The organism is Paenibacillus sp. FSL H8-0034 (genome assembly GCF_038000305.1).
Lineage (GTDB): Bacteria > Bacillota > Bacilli > Paenibacillales > NBRC-103111 > Paenibacillus_S.
The window spans coordinates 4527219-4549193 of record NZ_JBBOBS010000001.1 but is presented as its reverse complement, the minus strand read 5'-3'; the positions used below and the strand labels follow the sequence as shown (position 1 = coordinate 4549193).

General features: G+C 47.0%; 20 protein-coding genes. 16 read left to right on the top strand and 4 right to left on the bottom strand.

Features of this window, described 5'->3' with window-relative positions; translation table 11 throughout:
• Positions 1-32 precede the first annotated feature (32 nt).
• Positions 33-896: an aldo/keto reductase gene (locus NST47_RS20455; protein ID WP_076234095.1), complete on the top strand. Its 864-nt coding sequence runs from the start codon at positions 33-35 to the stop codon at positions 894-896.
• Positions 897-990: 94 nt separating this feature from the next.
• Here NST47_RS20455 and NST47_RS20450 read toward each other — a convergent pair whose 3' ends face one another.
• The 4 genes from NST47_RS20450 to NST47_RS20435 form a co-directional block, all read right to left on the bottom strand.
• Complete coding sequence (locus tag NST47_RS20450) at positions 991-2007, bottom strand: hypothetical protein (RefSeq protein ID WP_341156770.1); 1017 nt, start codon at positions 2005-2007, stop codon at positions 991-993.
• A 60-nt stretch (positions 2008-2067) separates the two neighbouring features.
• Entirely contained in the window at positions 2068-3126 is a 1059-nt protein-coding gene (locus tag NST47_RS20445) for a TolB family protein (RefSeq protein ID WP_341156769.1), read from the bottom strand.
• A gap of 81 nt (positions 3127-3207) precedes the next feature.
• Entirely contained in the window at positions 3208-4623 is a 1416-nt protein-coding gene (locus NST47_RS20440) for a sensor histidine kinase (protein WP_341156768.1), read from the bottom strand.
• Positions 4620-5309 carry a response regulator transcription factor gene (locus NST47_RS20435; RefSeq protein ID WP_341156767.1) on the bottom strand — a complete coding sequence of 230 codons (690 nt, stop codon included), beginning with the start codon at positions 5307-5309 and terminating at the stop codon, positions 4620-4622. Before NST47_RS20435 ends, NST47_RS20440 begins: the two co-directional genes overlap by 4 nt.
• A 358-nt stretch (positions 5310-5667) precedes the next feature.
• Between NST47_RS20435 and bacA the strand changes: the two genes are divergently transcribed.
• The 15 genes from bacA (at position 5668) to NST47_RS20360 (ending at position 21940) form a co-directional block, all read left to right on the top strand.
• Positions 5668-6468, top strand: a complete 801-nt coding sequence (bacA, locus tag NST47_RS20430) for an undecaprenyl-diphosphate phosphatase (RefSeq protein WP_076234094.1) — start codon at positions 5668-5670, stop codon at positions 6466-6468.
• A 155-nt stretch (positions 6469-6623) separates the two neighbouring features.
• Positions 6624-7631: an acetylxylan esterase gene (locus tag NST47_RS20425; RefSeq protein WP_341156766.1), complete on the top strand. Its 1008-nt coding sequence runs from the start codon at positions 6624-6626 to the stop codon at positions 7629-7631.
• A gap of 154 nt (positions 7632-7785) precedes the next feature.
• The gene (locus NST47_RS20420) at positions 7786-8451 is read left to right on the top strand and encodes a GntR family transcriptional regulator (protein WP_341156765.1); all 666 of its coding nucleotides are present in this window, start codon (positions 7786-7788) and stop codon (positions 8449-8451) included.
• Positions 8452-8471: 20 nt separating this feature from the next.
• Positions 8472-10163, top strand: coding sequence for a dihydroxy-acid dehydratase (ilvD, locus tag NST47_RS20415; RefSeq protein WP_341156764.1), 1692 nt, complete (start codon positions 8472-8474; stop codon positions 10161-10163).
• Positions 10164-10325: 162 nt separating this feature from the next.
• Positions 10326-10922, top strand: a complete 597-nt coding sequence (locus NST47_RS20410; protein WP_341156763.1) for a TetR/AcrR family transcriptional regulator — start codon at positions 10326-10328, stop codon at positions 10920-10922.
• Positions 10923-11083: 161 nt separating this feature from the next.
• Positions 11084-12460: an LLM class flavin-dependent oxidoreductase gene (locus tag NST47_RS20405; protein ID WP_341156762.1), complete on the top strand. Its 1377-nt coding sequence runs from the start codon at positions 11084-11086 to the stop codon at positions 12458-12460.
• Positions 12461-12615: 155 nt separating this feature from the next.
• A complete protein-coding gene (locus NST47_RS20400; protein WP_341156761.1) occupies positions 12616-13938 on the top strand; it encodes an LLM class flavin-dependent oxidoreductase in 1323 nt (440 codons plus the stop codon).
• A gap of 53 nt (positions 13939-13991) precedes the next feature.
• Positions 13992-15287 (top strand): homocysteine synthase, encoded by a 1296-nt coding sequence (locus tag NST47_RS20395; RefSeq protein WP_341156760.1) that lies wholly within the window; start codon positions 13992-13994, stop codon positions 15285-15287.
• A gap of 92 nt (positions 15288-15379) precedes the next feature.
• Positions 15380-16237, top strand: a complete 858-nt coding sequence (locus NST47_RS20390; protein WP_341156759.1) for an ABC transporter ATP-binding protein — start codon at positions 15380-15382, stop codon at positions 16235-16237.
• A 24-nt stretch (positions 16238-16261) separates the two neighbouring features.
• Positions 16262-17050 carry an ABC transporter permease gene (locus NST47_RS20385; protein ID WP_341156758.1) on the top strand — a complete coding sequence of 263 codons (789 nt, stop codon included), beginning with the start codon at positions 16262-16264 and terminating at the stop codon, positions 17048-17050.
• 26 nt (positions 17051-17076) lie between these two features.
• Positions 17077-18153: an ABC transporter substrate-binding protein gene (locus tag NST47_RS20380; RefSeq protein WP_341156757.1), complete on the top strand. Its 1077-nt coding sequence runs from the start codon at positions 17077-17079 to the stop codon at positions 18151-18153.
• A 20-nt stretch (positions 18154-18173) separates the two neighbouring features.
• Positions 18174-19547: an LLM class flavin-dependent oxidoreductase gene (locus tag NST47_RS20375; RefSeq protein WP_341156756.1), complete on the top strand. Its 1374-nt coding sequence runs from the start codon at positions 18174-18176 to the stop codon at positions 19545-19547.
• Between the two features lie 45 nt (positions 19548-19592).
• Complete coding sequence (locus NST47_RS20370) at positions 19593-20177, top strand: rhodanese-like domain-containing protein (protein ID WP_341156755.1); 585 nt, start codon at positions 19593-19595, stop codon at positions 20175-20177.
• Positions 20178-20236: 59 nt separating this feature from the next.
• The gene (locus NST47_RS20365) at positions 20237-21607 is read left to right on the top strand and encodes an LLM class flavin-dependent oxidoreductase (RefSeq protein ID WP_341156754.1); all 1371 of its coding nucleotides are present in this window, start codon (positions 20237-20239) and stop codon (positions 21605-21607) included.
• A gap of 51 nt (positions 21608-21658) precedes the next feature.
• Positions 21659-21940, top strand: a complete 282-nt coding sequence (locus NST47_RS20360) for a YciI family protein (protein ID WP_341156753.1) — start codon at positions 21659-21661, stop codon at positions 21938-21940.
• Positions 21941-21975: the final 35 nt, after the last annotated feature.

Here is a 21975-nt window from a genome sequence, read left to right as displayed (position 1 = left end):
TGCTTGGCAAAACATGAAGGAGGATTGCATTTATGGAAAATCGTAAATTTGGACAAACCGGACAACAATTTCCCATTCTTAGCTTTGGGGCCCAACGTATCGTCGATGAGCACAATTGTACCGAAGAGGAAGCGATCCAGATTGTAAACAGAGCCATCGATGAAGGCATTACCTACTTTGATACCGCTCCGATTTATTCTAAAGGACAATCCGAGGAGCGACTTGGGTTAGCTTTGGGCAGCCGCAGATCCAAGGTGTGGATTGCAACGAAGACGATCGACAGAACACGCGACGGTTCCTTGCGCTCGATCGAAGCCAGTTTGAAACGGCTGCAAACGGATCATGTGGAGGAATGGCGTCTGCATGATGTAAGAACGATGGAGCAGCTTGAGCAGTGTTTTGCCAAGGACGGTGCCTTGCAGGCTTTAATTGAGGCGAAGGATCAAGGAATTATCAAGCATATTAGCATAAGCGGACATACGAATCCGAATGTACAGCTCGAAGCGATTGAACGCTTCCCGTTTGATAGCGCATTGGTTGCTTTGTCTGCCGCGGATCATTTCATCTACAGCTTTGCTGAGGAGTTTTTGCCAAAAGCGAACAAAAAAGGCATGGCCATTATCGGGATGAAAGTTATCGGTCTCGGAAGACTTGCTCAGTGGTACGAAAAAGCATTGCGCTACACATGGTCGCTGCCTATCTCGACAGCTATAATCGGGATGGAATCGATGGAGCAGTTGGAGAACAACTTAAAAGTTGCCAAGAGCTTTGTGCCGATGACCGACTTGGAGCGGCTTGAATTTTTCAAAGAAATTATCCATATGGCCAACCCGGATGTGCTGCGGTGGAAGGCCAAGGATTGGAGCAATAAGGAAGAGTGGGCTGAACGGCTCTAATCCACTGATTGTAAAATAATAAAAAGGCACAAAGTCCCGATTAATCCTTGTCGGGACTTTGTGCTGTGTACTCAACTTTTGCTGTGAGAAAACATTATTTAATCAATCCATGCACGCGGCTGTCCAGGTCATTCCAAAACCTCGCAATGTTCGTTTTTGGACTGCCAATGATGCTCTCGCCCTTAATACCAGGATCGTAGATCACGTCTTTATTCTCATTAATGATGACCAGATACTCCTTCACAATTTGTGCCGTCTTACTGTCAGGCTGCTTGTTTACCAATTGCGCGTAGCTTTGCTTCACAGTCGGAAGCAGCTTCATTGTGTTTTCGTCAATGGCATCGTAACGGTAACCATAAATGTATGCTTTCAAATAATCAAGGTATAAGGCTTGAACCACTGTCTTTTTCTGTCCGGACGGGTATTTCACAAGATAACCTTCCGCGTTCAGCAGCCTGTCACCGAGCTCATCCCTCGTTACTTTGATACTGCCATCCCGAAAAAAATTCTGTTTGGATTCTGCTGCCTGAATGGATAGATAGCTCTTTATTTCATCTGACAGCTTTGGTGCATATGCCTGATTCAATGCCGTATAATCGACCCTCCAGTAATAATCGCCTTCCTTCTGATCCAATGAGAGCTTGCCCTCTGTCTGATTCAAGAGCCATTGCTTTAAAGTATCGTCATTTTTAATTTTGTTAACATCAAACGGATATTCAAGCTCGTTCAGCTTTTCCACTGTATGGGACTGAGTCAGTATTTTGGCAAAATTTTCATTGAGTGCTGGCAAATGCTGATCGTAAAATTGCTCAAGTATTGCAAACAGGCTATCTGCTGTATGTGTATCGACTTTACTTATATTGGCATCAATGAACGATGTAAGCTCTCGGGCGTTCTTGGCTTGAGAAGCGATGACCTGCAGCTGCTTCAGTGTTTCTTGGCCCTTTGCTGGATCCAATGCGGAAGAAGAGGGGGGAGATGTCGTCGTCGGCTGTGATGCTTCTGGACTTTGTGGCTGCTTTATGGTCAATTCCTTATCGGCGCTCTCACAGCCGGAAATAAGTCCAATAATGAGCAAGGTTAAGGTGATTGTATAACCAATACGTTTCATATGATATTCCACTCCGTTAATTTATATAATATCAAAATAGGTTTTCAGCAGGTTTTCTAATCATGATTTAAGTCGATAAATCGTTGTGAATACATTGGTTTGTCTGTCACCCGGGATGCCTTCACTCACCATAAGCTGGCCACCTGATGGACTCCATACGATCGGTCTCTCCAAATTCGTGTGATCCGAAAGGGGGGTCATACGTCCGGATTGCGCATGCATCACATAGAGTCCGGTCATTCCTTGATCCAGGCTAAGTACGGTGAACGCAAGCTTGCTGCCATCAGGTGACCAAGAGATCTGTCGCAGCAGGCGTCCTTTGGCTATGAAGGTTTCCTCGGCACCGTTTGCTGCGTTCACGACATACAGTGACTCTTGATTGGGGGCAATCTGAACAGCAAAAGCGAGCTTGCTCCCGTCCGGCGATAGACTGAAACTGACAACATGATCTCGAATTAGCCGCGGTGCCGACGAATTATCCTTTGTGAACATTTGCAATTGACTGGATACATTCAAGCTGTAGACAAGGTCGCCTTTCTTGACGAGCTTAAGGATAGAAGCCTGCTTACTGTCAAGTGATGAGTAGACAACTTTGCCATCAATATCAACAGTTGCAAACCCACGGTTAATAACAGGAAGGATGTAGGTTTTCTCATCTGCCCAAGAACCCTGAGACCCAGTGCTTATCCATGAGGTGGATGAATCTCCGATTTTCAAGGATATCGGAAATGTATCATGACTCCCTAAAGCAGCCATCTCTACCCCGTAATTGTGGCTGATCACGAAAGCGTGCTTCTGATCGGGGGACACTTGAAGCGAAGTACCTGCAGCGATGTTCGTCTGCGAGACTTCCCCGGTTTGTAGGTTCCTTATCATCATTGTACTTTCAGATGATAAGATGTTCGGCACGCAGATTACTTGCTGCTCCGCTACCCAATCCGCACAGTAGACGTCGTCGAGGCGATCCAGCCGATCCAATGCAAAATGACTCGATTTTTCGCTTAACAAGGGTTCTTTGACTGTAATTGTTGGCCCCCGGTCATTTTTGCAGGCAGTTAGGGCTGCAATCAGGATCAATACGGCTACTGCTTTAGTGATAGAGAGTGCGTGGATTCCCAACCTCAGTATAATTACCTCCTTTTTTCTTGTCTTCGAGACTTAGTATAAGACATGATGTTATCCGGAAGATTTCAAATTGTTTCAAACTTGTAAATGTTTTTGTGCGTTGTATCGATCAAAGGAAACGGTGAAAAGAGAACCTATTCCTTCTGTGCTTTCCAAACGAATACGGCCACCTTGCTTGTCTACAAGCTGCTGGACGAGTGCCAAACCAAGACCCGATCCGCCAGACTGCCGCGCCCTCGTTTTATTAACGGTATAAAAAGGATCAAATACTCGCACTTGCTGCTTTTCAGGTATACCTACGCCGCTGTCTTGGAATGACACCTCGATCCGTTCTTCAACGATTCGATTGGCAATAGTGACGGACCCGTTCGTCGTGTTATATTTAATCGCATTGTCGAGTAGATTAACGAAAATATGTTCGACACTTTGCCGGTCTGCCCATATGTCGGCGGGCACTAACTCCAATATGAGGGTAATGCCAAATTTGTCAGCCTTCGCCTTCATCCGGGTGAAGATGTCCTCTAGAATTGGTTTGACTTCAATCCGCTCAGGTTGATAATCAAATTCATACTTTTCAAGTGCTGACAGCTGGAGTGCTTTCTCAACCAGCTCGTACAGGCGTGCAGATTCTTTGGATATCGCTACTCTGGCTTCCCGAATCAAGTCAAGATCGTCTTCGTACATATGGAGCAAATCCGCGTAAGCCTGTATGGAGGTCAGCGGAGTTTTGAACTCATGGCTGATGTTATTCATAAATTGTTTTTGTGCTTGCATGTTGGATTGAATCGCCTGGCTCATATCTGCAATACCGTGGCTTAAAGAACCCAGCTCGTCATGACGATCAAGAACGGGAGCATCAGCAAAATCACCACGACGGATGCGATCCGTTGCAGCTTGCAGCTGTCGAATGGCATTGGCTTGGCGATTCATGTAGATCAATCCGAAAGGAATGGCAAAAGAAAGAACGGCGACTCCCGCGATCAGAAACAATGAGTGAATATTCCGGTAAAATGCATGCTGGTCAGTGAGTGATGCTTGGAACTGAATGACACCAAGCTGCCCGTCAGGTCCTTGAAGAGGGGCCAAATATTCCATAACATCACCTTTGGTGAAATATGCAATATGGTTGTGTAGTGCATAGTTAAGAGCATCACCCACATCAGACCTACCCGCAATAGGCAAGGAATTGCCGACCTCCGACCCAAATTGATCATATAGAATGACACGCATCCCTGTATTGACTCCCAGCTCAACAGCAAGCTTCTGGCCCAAGTGCTGCATGAACACCGCCGGGTCAAGCCTCGTACCAGTGACATATTGCTGTGTGATACGGAGTTGGGCCGTCTGCGCCTGACCCTCCAAGGTGCTTTCAGTTTGATCACGCTGGTAATCCGAAATCCCTTTTAATATCAGAATACTGAGCATTCCAACAGTAAATAGAAGAAGCAAGGCTATAAATCCGGTAAATTTCCATTTCAAGCTTAATTTCATACAACATCTCCAGCTGCCTTATAGCCGATACCGTAAACGGTTTGCAGTAATTGGCCATGTTCATCGCCCAGCTTGGCTCTCAGGCGCTGAATATGAATATCCACTGTCCGTGTTCCGCCCGCATATTCCATTCCCCATACCTGCTCCAGCAGTTCTTCACGGGTATATACTCTTTTCATATGGGAAAGCAGCATCGTGAGCAAATCAAATTCTTTTGGCGTCAAATTCAAAGGTTGATTCTCAAGTAATACAGTTCGCTGCTCGACATGGACGGTGAGCCTGCCAATTTCAATTGATGTCTGTGCTTGTTGATCTGTATTTTTCTCCAGACGTCTGCATAAGGCCTTGACTCGGGCTGTCAATTCTCGCAGATCGAACGGTTTTGTCATATAATCGTCCGCGCCCAGCTCCAGGCCTAGCACCTTGTCGACGATATCGTTTTTGACCGTCAGCAGCAGGATACCGAGTTGATTGCGGTGCTGCAGCTTCCTGCATACATCAAAGCCGCTCAGCTTCGGCATCATCACATCAAGAACCAGCACGTGCGGTTGGAACACTTCTGCTGAACGGAGCGCTTCTTCACCATCGGAGGCCGTCTGAACTGTAAAACCTTCCCGTTTCAAAGCATAGGCAATAGCATTTGCAATCGCTTGTTCATCATCAGCGACAAGTACTTTATAGTCCATAGTATTTCCCTCCGGTGTCCAGTCTATTTTGATATGAGATGTTATATTAGGAACCTATAGTTCCATGTGTGAGTGTTAGAGCTATCAGTTGATGCCTTGCTGTCGTATAGTTTAAGGTAAGATATCATGTTAGCTACTGTAAATCAAGATTGCAGGCTTGTGAATGAAAGATGGGGGATATACGGGTGACAGAACGTATGTTTGCGCCATGGAGAAACATCATTTTAAATTGGAAAACACGATATGGATTAGCTCTATGGTCAAGAGGCTTACAGCCATCATAGTCAGAATTTGATCTGGCCGCCGGTAACCTTTAAACTATAAAAGGTTGTACATAAAGAAAAGGAGCTGAACTAAACTGGAAAGTACCTGGATTGCTATTATTCTTGGAATTGTTGAAGGGCTTACTGAATTTTTACCTGTATCTTCTACAGGGCACATGATTTTAACAGCAGATCTCCTGAATTTCGTCGGAGAAAAAGCAAAAACCTTTGAGATTGTCGTACAATTAGGAGCTGTGCTGGCAGTCGTAGTCTTGTATTGGCGCAAATTAATAGACATCCTGCGTGTGGGCTTTGGACGACGGGGGTCACAGTCCCGATTGAACCTCATCCACATTGGCTTGGCTATGCTCCCGGCCGTCGTTATTGGCTTGGCGCTGCACAGTACGATCAAAAAATATTTGTTTGGACCCTCAACTGTGCTCATTAGTCTCATTGTCGGAGGACTTCTGTTAATCGTTGCTGAAAAAGTAAAGCGTGCCATTACCGCAGATACGGTTGATCAGATTACCTACAAGCAAGCATTAGGGATAGGTTTTTTTCAATGCTTGGCTCTGTGGCCGGGATTCTCCCGCTCAGGCTCTACGATTTCTGGAGGAATGCTGCTTGGAACTAGCAAAAAGGCGGCAGCTGAATTCACTTTTCTCGTTTCTGTTCCGATGATGTTCGCCGCTACAGGTCTTGATTTATATAAAAGCAGAGAGTTTTTGTCGATGGATGACTTTGGAATGTTTGCAATCGGGCTAGTAACCGCGTTTATTGTGGCATTGGGTGCAATCGTAACCTTTTTAAATTTGATCAAAAGACTGCAATTGACCTGGTTTGCTTACTATCGTTTTGCGTTGGCCATTTTGTTTTATTGGTTCGTTATTAGATAGTTCATCAGGCAATGGAGAGACCGTCCTTTTTCGAGGGCGGTTTTTCCTTTTTTCGGTTATTTTAGGACTCCCCACCGGATTGAAAATCAGCTATAGTAGTACATAGCCATATTGGTTTTCTTTGTAATGACCATTTGAAGAAAAGAGGCAAGCTAATGAATCATAACGACCCTAGCCATTATGAATATCCAAGTGCAATTCAAAAGCGTGTGGATGAGCTGCTGCAGCTGAATCCGCCACTAACTGGACGAGATGACCTGCAAAGCTTTTGGCAAACAACCTTAGACACATTTAAAACAAAACCATTAAATGGACAGCGTGAACAGCGGCCAAGCCCGCAGCCTTATATTGACACGTATCGGGTTACATATGAAGGCTTTGATGATACACCGATTCATGGCTGGTACCTGATACCTAAGTTCGTGCGGCAGGATCATCAGGCAAAGCTTCCTTGTGTCGTTATCTATCAGGGCTACTCCGGCGGAAGCGGCTTTCCGGAGGCTTACAGTCAATGGCTGCTGATGGGAATCGCCGTATTTGCCGTTGATGTTCGTGGGCAAGGGGGAGAAACAGGCAATCAGCTGTCCCAATCGTTCGGGATGACCAAGGGCTGGATCACACAAGGTATTTTGGACAAGGACACGAGCTATTACAAAGCAATTACGATTGATAGTCTGAAAGCGGTAGATTGGGTAAGTGAACAGCCGGAAATTGATTCCACCAAAATTGCCATCGTCGGAGGAAGCCAAGGAGGCGGGTTGGTGCTCATTACAGCGGCTTTAAGTGATAAGCCCGCAGCGGCAATTGCCAATATTCCGAACATGTGCCATATGGATCATGGCTTGCTGCATTCAACAGGCTCCCTCACAGAAGCGGCCGCGTTCATCGCCCAATTCCCCGATAAATTAAATCAGGTGCTGGAAACACTCAGCTATTTTGATATGTTAAATATGGCGCACCAGATCAAGATCCCGATTATGATCTCGGTTGGACTCAAGGACACCGTTTGTTTGCCGGAAACGATATTCCCTGTATACAACCGAATACGCAGTGACAAGCAGCTCCATACGTATCCGTTCACCGGACATAGCGTAGTAGCAGGGCATAATCGTCTCATGCTCAATTTTATAGAAGAAAAATTACTTAACGATACTAATAATTAATAATGTGAAATCTCCAGACCTTTGGCTCGTACTAAGGAACTGGAGCTTTTTTGCTTCGATCAGAAGCTTTTCTTATGGGCAATTCTAAATAAAAGTTGCAATTAATATATGTATGCGATATATTGCATATAACAAAAGACGAAGGATGATGTCTATGCCGGTACCGCAAAATTTTTCTTCACCTATTCGCATGTCAGCCAAAGAACGCGCGTTATCCCAAATTCAAAGATGGATTATCGAAGGGACACTTCTCCCTGGAGAAAAGCTGCTTGATGCTGAGCTGGCAGAATCTCTAGCCGTCAGCAGAACGCCGATCCGGGAAGCCTTTCAGCTGCTGGAAGTACAGGGGCTTGTTGAAATGCATCCCGGCAAGGAAACGAAAGTAACGACCATCGAAAAGGACGATATATTGAAAATGTATCCGACGCTGGCAGCGCTTCATGCTCTAGCCGCTGAATTTACATCGGCACTCATATTACCTCAGCATATTGAGCAACTTAAACAATTGAATCAACAATTTGCTCAGGCGATCGAGCAGGGTCAGCCGTATCAGGCGATGGAGTTGGATGAACAGTTTCATAATCTGATTGTGGAGCTTTCGGACAATGTCTACATTTCTTCCTTTAGCGCATCGCTCCAGATTCATATTAGAAGGTTCAAGTATGTGTTCCTGAAGCAGCCCATCACGGCAACTATGGCTTCCGCCAAGGAGCATGCGGCTATAATCGAAGCGTTGGAAAAACGCGATTCGGCAGCGGCCTCCGCGATGATGAAGCAAAATTTGATAAGACCTATGCAGGAATTGTACGCAATCATTTAATTTGGAAAGGGTGAAAGGTGATGTCTGACAAAAAAGATTTGAGAATTCGCAGTAAGGTGATCAGTGAGGGAGTTAATCGGGCACCAAACCGCGCCATGCTGCGTGCTGTTGGCTTTACGGATGAGGATTTCAAGAAGCCAATGATCGGCGTAGCCAGTACGTGGAGCGAGGTAACTCCCTGTAACATGCACATCGATCAATTAGCTGTTCAAGCCAAAAAGGGAGTGCAGGCGCATGGCGGAGCGCCTTTGATTTTTAATACGATTACGGTATCGGACGGTATTTCGATGGGACATGAGGGTATGCTGTTCTCACTGCCCAGTCGTGAGGTCATCGCCGATTCTATTGAAATTGTTACGAACGCCGAGCGTTTTGACGGGCTTATTGCGGTGGGAGGATGCGATAAAAACACCCCTGCCTGCCTAATGGCTATTGGCCGCATCAATGTACCCGCCGTGTATGTATACGGAGGAACGATTCAGCCTGGGAAGCTGGATGGCAAAGACATTGATATTGTCAGCGCATTTGAAGCGGTTGGTCAATATCACGAGGGCAAGATCAATGATGAACAGCTGCATGCCGTGGAGTGCAACGCTTGTCCAGGTCCCGGAGCTTGTGGAGGCATGTATACAGCGAATACGATGGCTGCCGCCGCAGAAGCTTTAGGGATGAGCTTGCCCGGGTCATCCTCCACACCGGCAATTTCTCCAGATAAAGCGCTGGAGTGTGCGAAGGCCGGGAAAACCGTGATCGAGCTGCTGGAAAAGGGAATTACCCCGCGAGATATTATGACCAAGCCAGCATTCGAAAATGCGATAACGGTTGTAATGGCGCTGGGCGGCTCTACCAATGCGATTCTGCATCTATTGGCGATTGCCCACTCGGTACAGGTCGATTTAACGTTGGACGATTTTGAACGAATCCGGTTACGGGTGCCACATCTTGCCGACCTGAAGCCGAGTGGAACGTTTGTCATGCAGGATCTGAACGATATTGGCGGTGTTGCCGGAGTCATGAAGCTGCTGCTGGAGCAAGGTCTTCTCCATGGGGATTGTATAACCGTTACAGGCAAAACCTTGGCCGAAAATTTGGCTGAAGCCGCACATTTGAATGTCGATCAGACGATTATTCGTCCTTTCGATAATCCATTGAAGCCGAATGGTCCGTTGGTCGTGCTCCGTGGCAACCTGGCACCGGATGGTGCAGTAGCCAAAATGTCAGGCCTTAAAAAGCTGCGCTTTTCCGGGCCTGCACGTGTCTACAATGGTGAGGAAGAGGCTACAGAGGCTATCGTGAACGATGAAATACGCAAAGGGGATGTACTCGTCATTCGATACGCGGGACCCAAGGGTGGACCGGGGATGCCTGAGATGCTTTCTGTCACAGCGTTGATCGTAGGCAAGGGCCTCGGCGGGGAAGTGGCGTTGTTAACGGATGGCAGGTTCTCGGGAGGCTCTCATGGTTTTGTGGTTGGCCATATTACACCAGAAGCACAGGTAGGCGGACCTATTGCTCTCCTGAAAGAAGGAGATATCGTGACAATTGATAGTGAGACACAGGAGATGACGTTCGAGATCAGTCCAGAGGAGCTGGAGCAGCGTCGACAAGCGTGGATTCAACCGCCACTTAAAGTCTCCTCCGGAGTTCTTGTGAAATATGCGCGGCTCGTTTCTTCGGCTTCACTGGGTGCGGTCACGGATTTGTTAGATTAAATGTAAGCAGGGCCTAAGTCAAATTCACATGACTTAGGCCTTTTTTTATAGACTAACTACTCAAAAACTCGCCAAACATGAGAAGCATCATGTATACTGGATGGATATCCAAAATATGAACCGAACCGTATAAAGGTCTCGATGTTAGGAGCCAGTCTGCCAATGAACCAGCAAGATGCAAAATTAAGAATATTATTGACGGCCAAGGAGTTGTTTGCCAAGCAAGGTTTCGATGGAACCAGTGTGAGACAAATCTGTAAGGAGGCGGGTACCAATCTCGGCATGATTTCCTATTATTTTGGTGGAAAGGATCAAATCTTCGAAGCTTTGTTCGAGACCTTTATGCCTATGGACCGCGTTGACAAGATGGTGGATGCCGAGAAGGACGATCCAGAGGTAGAGCTGCGCAGCATTTTGAGAGAAGTGCTTGCTTTCCGACTAAGGGACCCGGAGATCATCAGTATATTACGGCATGAGACGCATTTGATTACAGCCCGTTTCCTGATTGTCCAGAAGCATATTTTGCCAATGTACGAGAAAATTCGTGATATCCTGAAAAGAGGCCATGATCAAGGGCTGTTTAGCTTTCATTCATTGGATACGACTCTGCTTTTTGTTATGGGTTCGATATTTGCACATTCAAGCCGTAGGAACATTGCCACTGTTGCAACGGAGGATGAGCTATCTTATGAGGATTTACTGGCTGAGCTTACCTGTTATGTGTTGAGAGGTCTGGGCGTGAATACCGATATGAAATAAATGATTTGATGCTGTATGTTTACAATATAACATACGTTTGTTTAATTTATACAAACGTATGTATAATTCTTGTTGACAGCTATTGAAGATGGTTGTATTCTGTTAATTATTAATCATAGCGGAATAGTATGATATTAATTAATAAGAAGGGCAGGCACTATATGGGCAAACGAATTGGATTGAATTTAATCGAGCATAGTTCCCCTACTGGGGCAACTTATTTGTGGACACATCCGGATGATCATACGGAACGATATAAGGATTTATCGTATTGGGTTGAGCTGGCTCAATTACTCGAACGTGCCAAATTCGATACGGTGTTTTTTCCGGATGCACTCGGCGTCCTGACCACCTATCAGAACAGCAGGGACGTAGCTGTGCGTGAGGCAATGAGTGTACCGAAAAACGATCCAACCTATTTCATTCCGGCGATGGCTTCTGTTACAAGTCATTTGGGTTTTACCGTAACATGTTCCATTACTTACGATCATCCTTATTCACTCGCTCGTAAGATGACGACGCTTGATCATCTGACAGATGGTCGTATCGCCTGGAACGTGGTTACTTCGAATTTGAAAAGCGCTGCTTTAAACTTTGGCCTGACGGACCAACTGGACCATGATGTTAGGTATGACCGGGGAGACGAGTTTCTTGAGGTCTGCTACAAGCTATGGGAACGCAGTTGGGAGGACGACGCTGTAATTCGTGACCGCCAAGCTCGCATTTATACCGATCCATCGAAGGTGCACGATATTCAGCATGAGGGTAAATTTTTCCGTGTTCCGGGCATTCATCTATGTGAGCCTTCTGCACAGCGGACTCCGGTATTGTTTCAGGCTGGCTCGTCGGAACGAGGCAGGGAATTTGCTGCCAAGCATGCAGAATGTATTTTTCTGAATGCCATTACCTCCGAGGAAACGAAGTTCCTGACTACTGATATTCGCAGGCGTGCCGAGCAGTTGGGACGCGATCCGAAAAGTATCAAGTTCTATCCTAGGCTGCTTCCCGTCATTGGTACAACCGAAGAGGAGGCTAAGGAGAGGCTTGCCGATTATTTATCCCATGTTAGCACCGAGGGCACACTGGCTCTGCTTTCTTCATGGACCGGTATCGATTTGTCTGCCTATAAGGAAGAGGAGCTGCTGCAGTTTTTGGAAAAAAGAGGGACCGGAACCCAGCATACAGCGGATTCCTTGTACCGGTATGACAAGGACAAAAAATGGACATTATCGGAACTCGCCAAGCTGTTTGCTTTCGGAGGCTTGGGAGGTGTAACGGCAGGGACACCGGAACAAATTGCCGATTACATGGAACGTTTTATCGATGAAACGGATGTGGACGGCTTTAACATCTCTTACATGGTCAGACCATCAGGTATTGTTGAATTTGCCGAGCAAGTTGTTCCGATTTTGCAAAATCGCGGTCGTGTTCAAACCGATTACCAGACAGGTACTCTGCGCCATAAGCTGTTCGCTGCTGGCAGTCAATTACCAGCTGATCATCCCGGTAAACAAGTGCAGTTATTTTCCATAAAATAACTTATACATACGTTTGTATAATTTTAATTGACAGAATTTTATGCATCCCTTATATTGATATTAATTAAATCGCATCGAAATACTTGGAATAAAAAATAATTAGAGAGGAGATCGATGAAAGCTGATCATAATCAGCGGACATGGTGGTGATTAGAATGGCAAAGCGTATGCGATTAAATGCGGTAGAAATGGCAAATCCCGTGCAGGATAATGCTGGATTATGGCTGTACCCCGGTAATCGGGTAGAACGTTACAAGGATTTGGATTATTGGATTGAGCTCGCTCAAACTCTGGAAAGAGGAAAGTTCGACGCTTTGTTTTTTGCAGATATACTTGGGGTGTACGATGTCTATCAAGGCAGCAGAGATACAGCGGTACGGGAAGGGATGTATTTTCCTATAAATGATCCATCCTATGCGATCCCGGCTATGGCAGCTGCCACTGAACATCTGGGGTTCGTGCTGACGGCTTCGTTATCATACGAGCATCCGTATGCTTTGGCACGTAAGATGTCGACGCTTGACCATCTCACTGACGGTCGATTGGGCTGGAATATGGTGATGTCCAATCTGGATAGCACAGCTCGTAATTACGGTTTGGAGCAGCTGGACCATGATGAGCGGTACAATCGGGGAGACGAATACCTGGAAGTATGCCATAAGCTATGGGAGCAAAGCTGGGAGGACGGCGCTGTTGTGCGTGATCGAATCAACCGCATTTACGCCGATCCCGCTAAAGTACATGAAATCGGCCACGAAGGCAAATATTTTAAAGTACCGGGCATCCATTTATGCGAGCCTTCTCCACAGCGTACACCGGTGCTGTTCCAGGCAGGCTCCTCCGATCGAGGGCGAGAGTTCGCTGCCAAACATGCCGAGTGCATTTTCCTGAATGCAATGACAGAGAATGAAACGAAATTTCTTGTCCAGGATATCCGTCAGAGGGCTGAGCGATACGGACGTAATCCCGAGGAGGTACTCTTTTTCCCGAAAATCAACCCGGTGATCGGAGATACGGAGGAAGAGGCTCAGCAAGAGCTGCATAACTTGTTGGCATATTCCAGTCCGGAAGGTGCGTTATCCCTTTTATCGGTGTGGACTGGCGTAGATTTCTCCACGGTCAGCTCCGACGACCTGTTGGCTTTTATTCGTAAGGGCGAGCAGCGTAGTGGAACCAATTATTTGTTTGAGTTTTTCAAGCGAAATGGCGGGGACGAGGAATGGGGGATTGAACAGCTGTCCAAATATTTTGCCTTTGGCGGTGTCGGGTCATTACGTGTGGGTACGCCTGAGCAAATTGCCGATCAGCTGGAACAGTTTATGGATCACACGGGAGTAGATGGCTATAACATCGCTTATGCGACCCGATCGGAAACGTTCGAACAATTCGTAAGCAAGGTCGTTCCGGTGTTACAACACAGGGGACGTGTTCAAAAGGAGTATGCTACAGGTGTGTTTCGCCACAAGCTCTTGGGCTAGGTTAAGAAATGAATGTCATTACATGTTAACCATTATGAGGAGGATGAACGAATATGACAGAGGAAAGAAAATTACAATTGGGCACCTTGGCTATCCATGCGGGGCAGGAAGTAGATCCGGTAACGAATTCACGAGCGGTTCCGATCTATCAGACGACATCCTATACATTCCGTGATACGGAGCACGCAGCCAATCTGTTCGGTCTCAAGGAGTTTGGCAATATTTATACACGCCTGATGAACCCGACAACCGATGTATTTGAGAAACGAATTGCGGCACTGGAAGGTGGCGTCGGGGCATTGGCAACTGCATCCGGTCAGGCAGCTATTTCGTTCTCCATTCTAAACATTGCCGGAGCCGGGGATGAGGTAGTGTCGGCAACAAGCTTATACGGCGGCACCTACAATTTGTTTTCCCAGACATTGCCTAAGCTTGGTATCACCGTACGTTTCGTTGATCCGTCTGACCCGAAAAATTTTAAAAAGGCTATTAACGAGAAGACGAAAGCAATATTTGCCGAAACAGTCGGTAATCCCAAAGGTGATATTCTCGACATTGAAGCCGTAGCTCAAATTGCACATGAGCATGGTATCCCGCTAATTGTCGACAATACATTTCCTAGTCCTTACTTGCTTCGTCCCATCGAATTCGGAGCCGATATTGTAGTTCATTCCGCGACAAAATTCATCGGTGGTCATGGAACCTCTATAGGTGGAATTATTGTGGATAGCGGCAAGTTCGATTGGACAGCTAATGATAAGTTTCCTGGCTTGACACAGCCGGATCCAAGCTACCACGGTCTTGTCTACACAGATGCACTGGGCCCGCTCGCATATATTATTAAAGCCCGTGTGCAGCTGCTTCGTGATTTAGGAGCCTCGATCTCACCATTCAACTCATTTTTGCTGCTGCAGGGTTTGGAGACACTGCATCTTCGGCTGGAACGTCACAGCGAGAACGCGCTGAAGGTTGCCCGTTATTTGGAACAGCATGAAGCTGTTGAGTGGGTTAATTATCCAGGACTAGAGAGTCATCCTTCTCATGGACTTGTGGCCAAATATTTGCCTAACGGTCAAGGGGCTATCCTTACGTTCGAAATCAAGGGCGGAATTGAAGCAGGCAAAAAGCTGATAAATGCTGTGACCTTATTCTCACATCTGGCGAATGTCGGGGACTCTAAATCGTTAATTATACATCCTGCAAGTACGACGCATCAGCAGCTGCAAGAAGCCGAACAGCTATCGACTGGCGTTACACCGGGACTGGTTCGACTATCGGTTGGTACAGAAGGAATCGAGGATATTCTTTATGATTTACAGCAAGCGATTGAAGCCAGCCAACGCGCGTAACACTACGGCTTCAATTAGCAATGGAATGGATTGCATTAAATCCGACTATAACAATAAGTTAAGTTAAGTTATTTAAAAGAGGGGGAAACAGCATGCGTAATAACAGGGGGGTGAATGTAACCATCGAGGATCATTTAAGGAACGATTCAACCTTGGAACTCGAGAAACCACAGCCTGTTTCTGAGCATAGTTTGGCTCAACCCCTTGTCCAACTGGAACGAGTGGAGAAGAAATATGCAAATCATACCATTGCCGTACAAGACGCGAATTTATTGGTGCGAGAGGGTGAGTTTATTTCCTTTGTCGGTCCGTCCGGCTGCGGCAAATCAACGATTTTGCGGATGATTGCGGGCTTGAGCGAACCGAGCGGAGGCAATCTGGAGGTGATGGGTGGCACAGCGGATTCAGCGCGAAAGAGCGGACGCCTTGCTTACGTGTTTCAGGATGCAACGCTTATGCCTTGGTGCAATGTACTAGATAATGTTGCACTGCCGCTTGAGCTTAAGGGGATATCACGCAAACAGCGAACCGAGGAATCGCTGCGAGTGCTGGAGTTGGTCGGGTTGAAGGACTATTCCAAATCATTACCTCGGGAGCTGTCTGGCGGTATGAAGATGAGAGTGTCTATCGCACGTTCGCTCGTTGCTCAACCGGACCTGCTATTAATGGATGAACCGTTTGGCGCGTTGGACGAACTTACCCGACAGACGCTGCAGCAGGAATTACTCGGTATCTGGTCAGCCAATCCGCGAATGACGGTATTGTTCGTAACACATAACGTATTCGAAGCTGTGTATCTTTCAACGCGAATTGCCGTGATGACACCCCGACCAGGCCGAATCGTCGGTCAAATTGATGTACACACCTCGGCTTCACGACAGGAGGATTTTCGTACCAGCCCTCAATTCAATGAATTAGCTTCCCGGGTCAACGCAGTTCTTCGTCATTAACTTACAGAGAGGGGGGAGTGTCATTTGTCAGGACGATTGCGATCCGGATTGTTACCGCCTTTACTAGCCTTTATCCTATTCATTGCCGGCTGGCAATTCATTCTGCAGCTGCTGGGTACACCGGTTTATTTATTGCCTAAACCGACAGATGTGTTTGCAGCTGTATTGGATAATGGGACTGACTTGTGGCATGCGGCATTAACTACCGCTTTAGAATCGGTGCTTGGGTTTGTCCTCAGTCTGGTCATTGGAGTTGCTGGTGCTATTCTGTTAGCCAGCTCAAGAATCATCGAACGCAGCGTGTATCCTTATGCAATCGTATTGCAAACGATCCCTATTGTTGCCATTGTACCGATTATTGTCATCTGGTTGGGTCCGGGGTTCAATGCGATTGTCACTATTGCGTTCCTTATTGGATTTTTTCCGATGCTGTCCAATACGCTGATCGGGCTTCACTCCACTGAGCAAAATTTAAAAAACCTGTTCTACCTCTATAATGCCAATGGCTGGCAGAGGATGTGGAAGCTCCGTATTCCTGCTGCCTTGCCATATATCGTTGGTGGGATGAAAATATCATGCACATTATCCGTTATCGGAGCTATTGTAGGTGAGTACATTGCCGGTATCGGTGGCAGCAATGGCGGGCTTGGCTTTTCGATTACTTTTGCAGCCATGCGGCTGCAGACACCTTATCTATTTGCTTGCGGCCTCACCGCTTCTCTGCTTGGCATCTCGTTTTTTCTTTTCGTCAATGCACTTGCAAAAAGGTTATTAAGCTCTTGGCATGAATCAGAAATGAAGACAGAAAACTAACCACTTACACCTATGGAGGGATAACCATGTTGAAAAAAAATGTAAGCTTGCTCATTGTCTCCTTATTATCATTCCAAATATTGGCCGCTTGCGGCAGCACGCCCAAACCCGCTGCCGCCCCTACGGCTCCGTCAGAGCCAACCAAGGCACCAACAGCCGCAACAGCACCACCGACAGGCAGCGCAGCTCCGGCTTCGGACTCCATTTTAAAAGAAAAAACGAAGGTTACCCAGGTTCTCGACTGGTTCGCCCAGTCCACACATGCCGGTCTGTATGCTGCTTCTGCCAAAGGCTTTTATAAGGATAGCAACCTGGATGTGACTATTAAACCAGGTGGTGCGCAGGTATCGGCTGTACAGATCGTAGCTGCCGGGCAGGCAGAGTTCGGACTTGCCAGTGCGGATTCTATCCTTATTGCGAGGGAGCAGGGTATTCCTATCGTGGGTGTAGCCGCCTTTTTACAGAAAAGCCCATCAGCGATTTTCTTCCACAAGGGCGACAATATTAAAAGCTTTTCTGATCTGAACGGTCGTACGGTGTATGCTGCTTTAACCGCCGCATATTGGACTTATTTAAAGAAATCCTACAAGCTGGACAGTGTTAAAGAGGTACAGTTTACTGGCCAATACACGAATTTTGTTAACGATCCAAAGGCGCTCACACAAGGCTATACGACCAATACTCCCTATAGCCTGAAGCAACAAAATATTGATGTTGATGCCCTGCTCGTTGCTGATTCCGGGTACAGCCCCTATTACAGCATTATCATTACTTCCGAGAAATATTTGAAAGAGCATCCGGACGTCGTTAAAGCTTATGTACAAGCATCAGTCAAAGGCTGGGATTACTACAAGGATAATATTGAAGAGGTTGCTAAAGTGTTAAACGAAGCCAATAAGGAAAATTCCGTTGATTACCTCGTGAATGAAGGAAAGCTGCAAAAAGACTTCATCTATGGTGGAGATGCGGCGACCAAAGGTGTAGGCTATATGTCGCTGGAACGGTGGCAGGAACTGAGCAAACAATTGCAGGATATCGGTCAACTGAAGAAAAATGAAGATGTTCAACAAGCATTCAATACGAGTTTCTTGCCGAAAAAATAAAAAAAGGCGGATTTCCTACTATGAATAAAAGAATCTATTTGAACGCTGTCACGATTTCCGGTCCTACCGCATCACCGGGCTTATGGGCTCACCCGGAGGACCGGAGCTATGAATATACCAGTCTGAAGTACTGGGTTGAGCTGGCCCAAACCTTGGAACGAGGCAAGTTCGATGCTATCTTTTTTGCTGATATGCTCGGTGTGTATGATGTATATCAGGGCAATATGGATACTGCGATCCGTCAAGCGATTCAGGTTCCGTTAAATGACCCCAGTTATTTGATCCCGGCGATGGCCGCAGCAACCAAGCATCTTGGCTTTGCGGCTACCTTCTCCACAACGTATGAGCATCCCTATGCATTGGCACGCAAGCTGTCCACGCTGGATCATTTGACTAAAGGCAGGGTTGGCTGGAATATTGTTACCTCGAATCTGGACAGTGCTGCCAAAAACTACGGTTTGGAAGAGCAGCTGGGTCTGATAGAGCGCTATGATCGCGGGGATGAATATATGGATGTCGTCTACAAGCTGTGGGAAGCGAGCTGGGAGGAAGACGCGGTCGTGCAGGACAAGGAGCGACGTATCTATACCGAGCCTTCCAAAGTGCACGATATTCATCACCAAGGAACGTTTTTTCAGGTTCCGGGCATTCATCTCAGCGAGCCGTCACCCCAACGGACTCCGATGTTGTTTCAGGCTGGTAATTCGGCAAGAGGCAGAGAATTTGCCGCCAAGCATGCGGAATGCATTTTTCTGAATACGCCGACGATCGAGGCTACCCGCTTCATTGTGCAGGATATACGTGAACGGGCCGAGAAGCAGGGACGCGATCCTGCTAAGGTATTGTTTTTTCCAAAGCTCACGCCAATTGTAGGACGTACCGAAACTGAAGCGCAAAGTCGTTATGAGAGCTTTCTTCAATATTCCAGCACTGAGGGCATATTTGCTCTGTTAGGGGCATGGTCAGGAATCGATTTCTCCAAGCTTGGCGATGACAAGCTGCTTGAATTTGTCGAGAAGCGCGACAATCGCGGTATTATTGAGACGTGGAAACGTTCCGATCCTGACAAGAAGTGGTCCGCAGAGGAGCTGGCCAATTTCTTCGCCTTTGGTACGAGTTCATTAACTATCGGGAGCCCGGAGCAAATCGCCGATACGATTGAGGATTTTATTGCACAGACAGGTGTTGATGGGTTTAATATCGGTCACATTATCCAACCGGGAACGATTAATGCATTTGTCGATTTGGTCGTACCCGAGCTTCAGCGCAGAGGACTTGTGCAGAGGGAGTACGGGGATGGGACATATCGGGAGAAAATATTCGGTGAAGGACCTTACCTGCGAGATGATCATCCAGGTCGGCAACTTGCTGAAGCTGTAAGTACAAAGAAATAAGCTGAGCATGGGCTTGTTTTGAATATTAGGTTTGGGGGAGATAGGATGGCGTATTATGCTGTATGGATGAAGCCGGCTAATCAGGAATTGGCACCGGTTTATCTGGAAGCGCATATTGAGTATTTAAGTCAGCTGCGTCTGGAGGGCAAGGTAAGTGGCAACGGACGTTTGTTAAATGTCCCGGCTGGGGGTGGTCTCGTTATTTATCGAGGTAATTCCTCAGACGAAGTACAAGCGCTGATCGAGAAGGATCCATTTGTCGTACATGGTGTTAGAGAATATGAATTTTATCATTGGGACGTCAGATGGGCTCCTCATACGGGGCTTGGAGGTATTCGTGAGATTACTGCCGCTCACCTGCAGGAACGCATAGAAAACGGCGAGAAGCTGACGATTATCGATGTCCGTGAGGACCATGAGGTTGCTGAAGGTACAATACCAGGTGCCATACACATCCGTCTTGGCGATCTGGAGCATAGACATACGGAAATTCAACCGGCTGGCGAGTTATTCTTCGTATGCAGAGGCGGCCGTAGAAGCCTGAAAGCATGCGAATGGCTGCTGTCCAACGATTACACGGGATTGGTGAACGTGGCTGGCGGGATGACCGCGTGGAAAGAGCTGCGTTAGTTCCAATCGTTTTTATACCAATGAAGATTGTTATTCCTCAAGGAAAGTAGGATATCAGCATGAGTAAACGGATCGCTCTCAATTTTATCGAAAAAAATTGTCCAACGGTGGATAATATCGGATTGTGGACGCATCCCGACAGCAGAGCCTCCGATTACAAGGAGCTGTTCTATTGGACGGAGCTTGCACAGTTGCTGGAGAGGGGCAGGTTTGATGCCATATTTTTCGCAGATGCACTGGGGACATTCAGTACTTATAAGAACAGCAGAGATACGGCAGTCAGCGAAGGAATGAGCTTGCCCATCAACGATCCTTCCTATCTGATTCCGGCGATGGCTGCGGTGACCGAGCATTTGGGTTTTGCCGTTACCTCTTCGATAACCTACGATCATCCTTATGCACTCGCACGTAAAATGTCCACGCTGGACCATCTAACGAACGGTCGTATTGGCTGGAACATCGTGACTTCGAATTTAAATAGTGCAGCATTGAATTTCAGCTTAACTGAGCAGATGGAGCACGATACGCGTTACGATCGTGGAGACGAATTCCTGAACGTATGCTACAAGCTGTGGCAATGCAGCTGGGAGGCGGATGCGGTTGTGCTCGATAGGATAAATCGGGTATACACCGATCCAGCCAAAATACACGAGATTCGCCATGAAGGTACTTTCTTTAAGGTACCAGGCATTCATTTGTGCGAGCCTTCGCCGCAGCGAACGCCTGTACTGTTCCAAGCGGGTTCTTCGACCCGTGGTCGTCAGTTTGCGGCGCAGCATGCGGAATGCATTTTCCTGAACGCGATGACGGTGGAGGAAACACGCTTTCTCGTGCAAGATATTCGAAATCAAGCAGAAGCAGCAGGACGTGACCCGCAGCAGCTTCGTTTCTTCCCGCGGTTTGTACCTGTTGTGGCGCCTACTGAAGCGGAAGCGAAAGCGAAGTTTGCTGAATATGTACGTTATGTCAGTACAGAAGGCACACTTGCCCTACTGTCCTCATGGTCTGGCATTGATTTATCTGCCTATACCCCGGATGAGCTGCTTGCTTATATCAGGAAGAAAAGCAATGGGAGCCAATACATAGCGGATTATTTGCGGCGTGTAGATGAAGGCAAACGGTGGACAACAGAAGAGCTGGCGGAGCTGTATGCGTTTGGCGGAGCGGGTAATGTAACCGTCGGATCACCTCAGCAGATTGCCGATTACATGGAAGCATTCGTTGAAAGCACCGGTGTCGATGGATTTAACTTGGCCTATGCGGTTCGCGGAAAAAGTATCGGTGAATTTATTGATGAGGTCGTTCCTGAGCTGCAGCGTAGGGGACGTATACAAACCTCCTATAAACCGGGCACCTTACGCGATAAGCTATTCAATCACGGTCCGCATACACCATTGGATCATCCTGCGTCACAGGTGAAAATTGATTGATGCAGCGGATGCAGGAACGGCTGAAATGAATTGAGGAGGATACGGGAAGACATGCGTTATTTTATCGTATTTGCCAAATTGCTTAAACCGGAAATGGCTCCAACCATGGCACCAGCACATATGGCCTACATGATTGCTTTAAGAGAAGCAGGAACGGTGATCGCACACGGTCGATTGCTGGACGGCTGGGGCGGCGTAGCGGTATATCGAGCTGAATCTATCAATGAGGTACACGAACTGGTAAACAAGGACCCTTTTATTGTAGAAGGCATCAGAAGCGCTGAAGTTCATGAATGGGATCTGAAGCTGGCTCCTGGTGTAACGATTGCTTAAATCTAACTCATCTGCAGCTGATTTCAAGAACAACT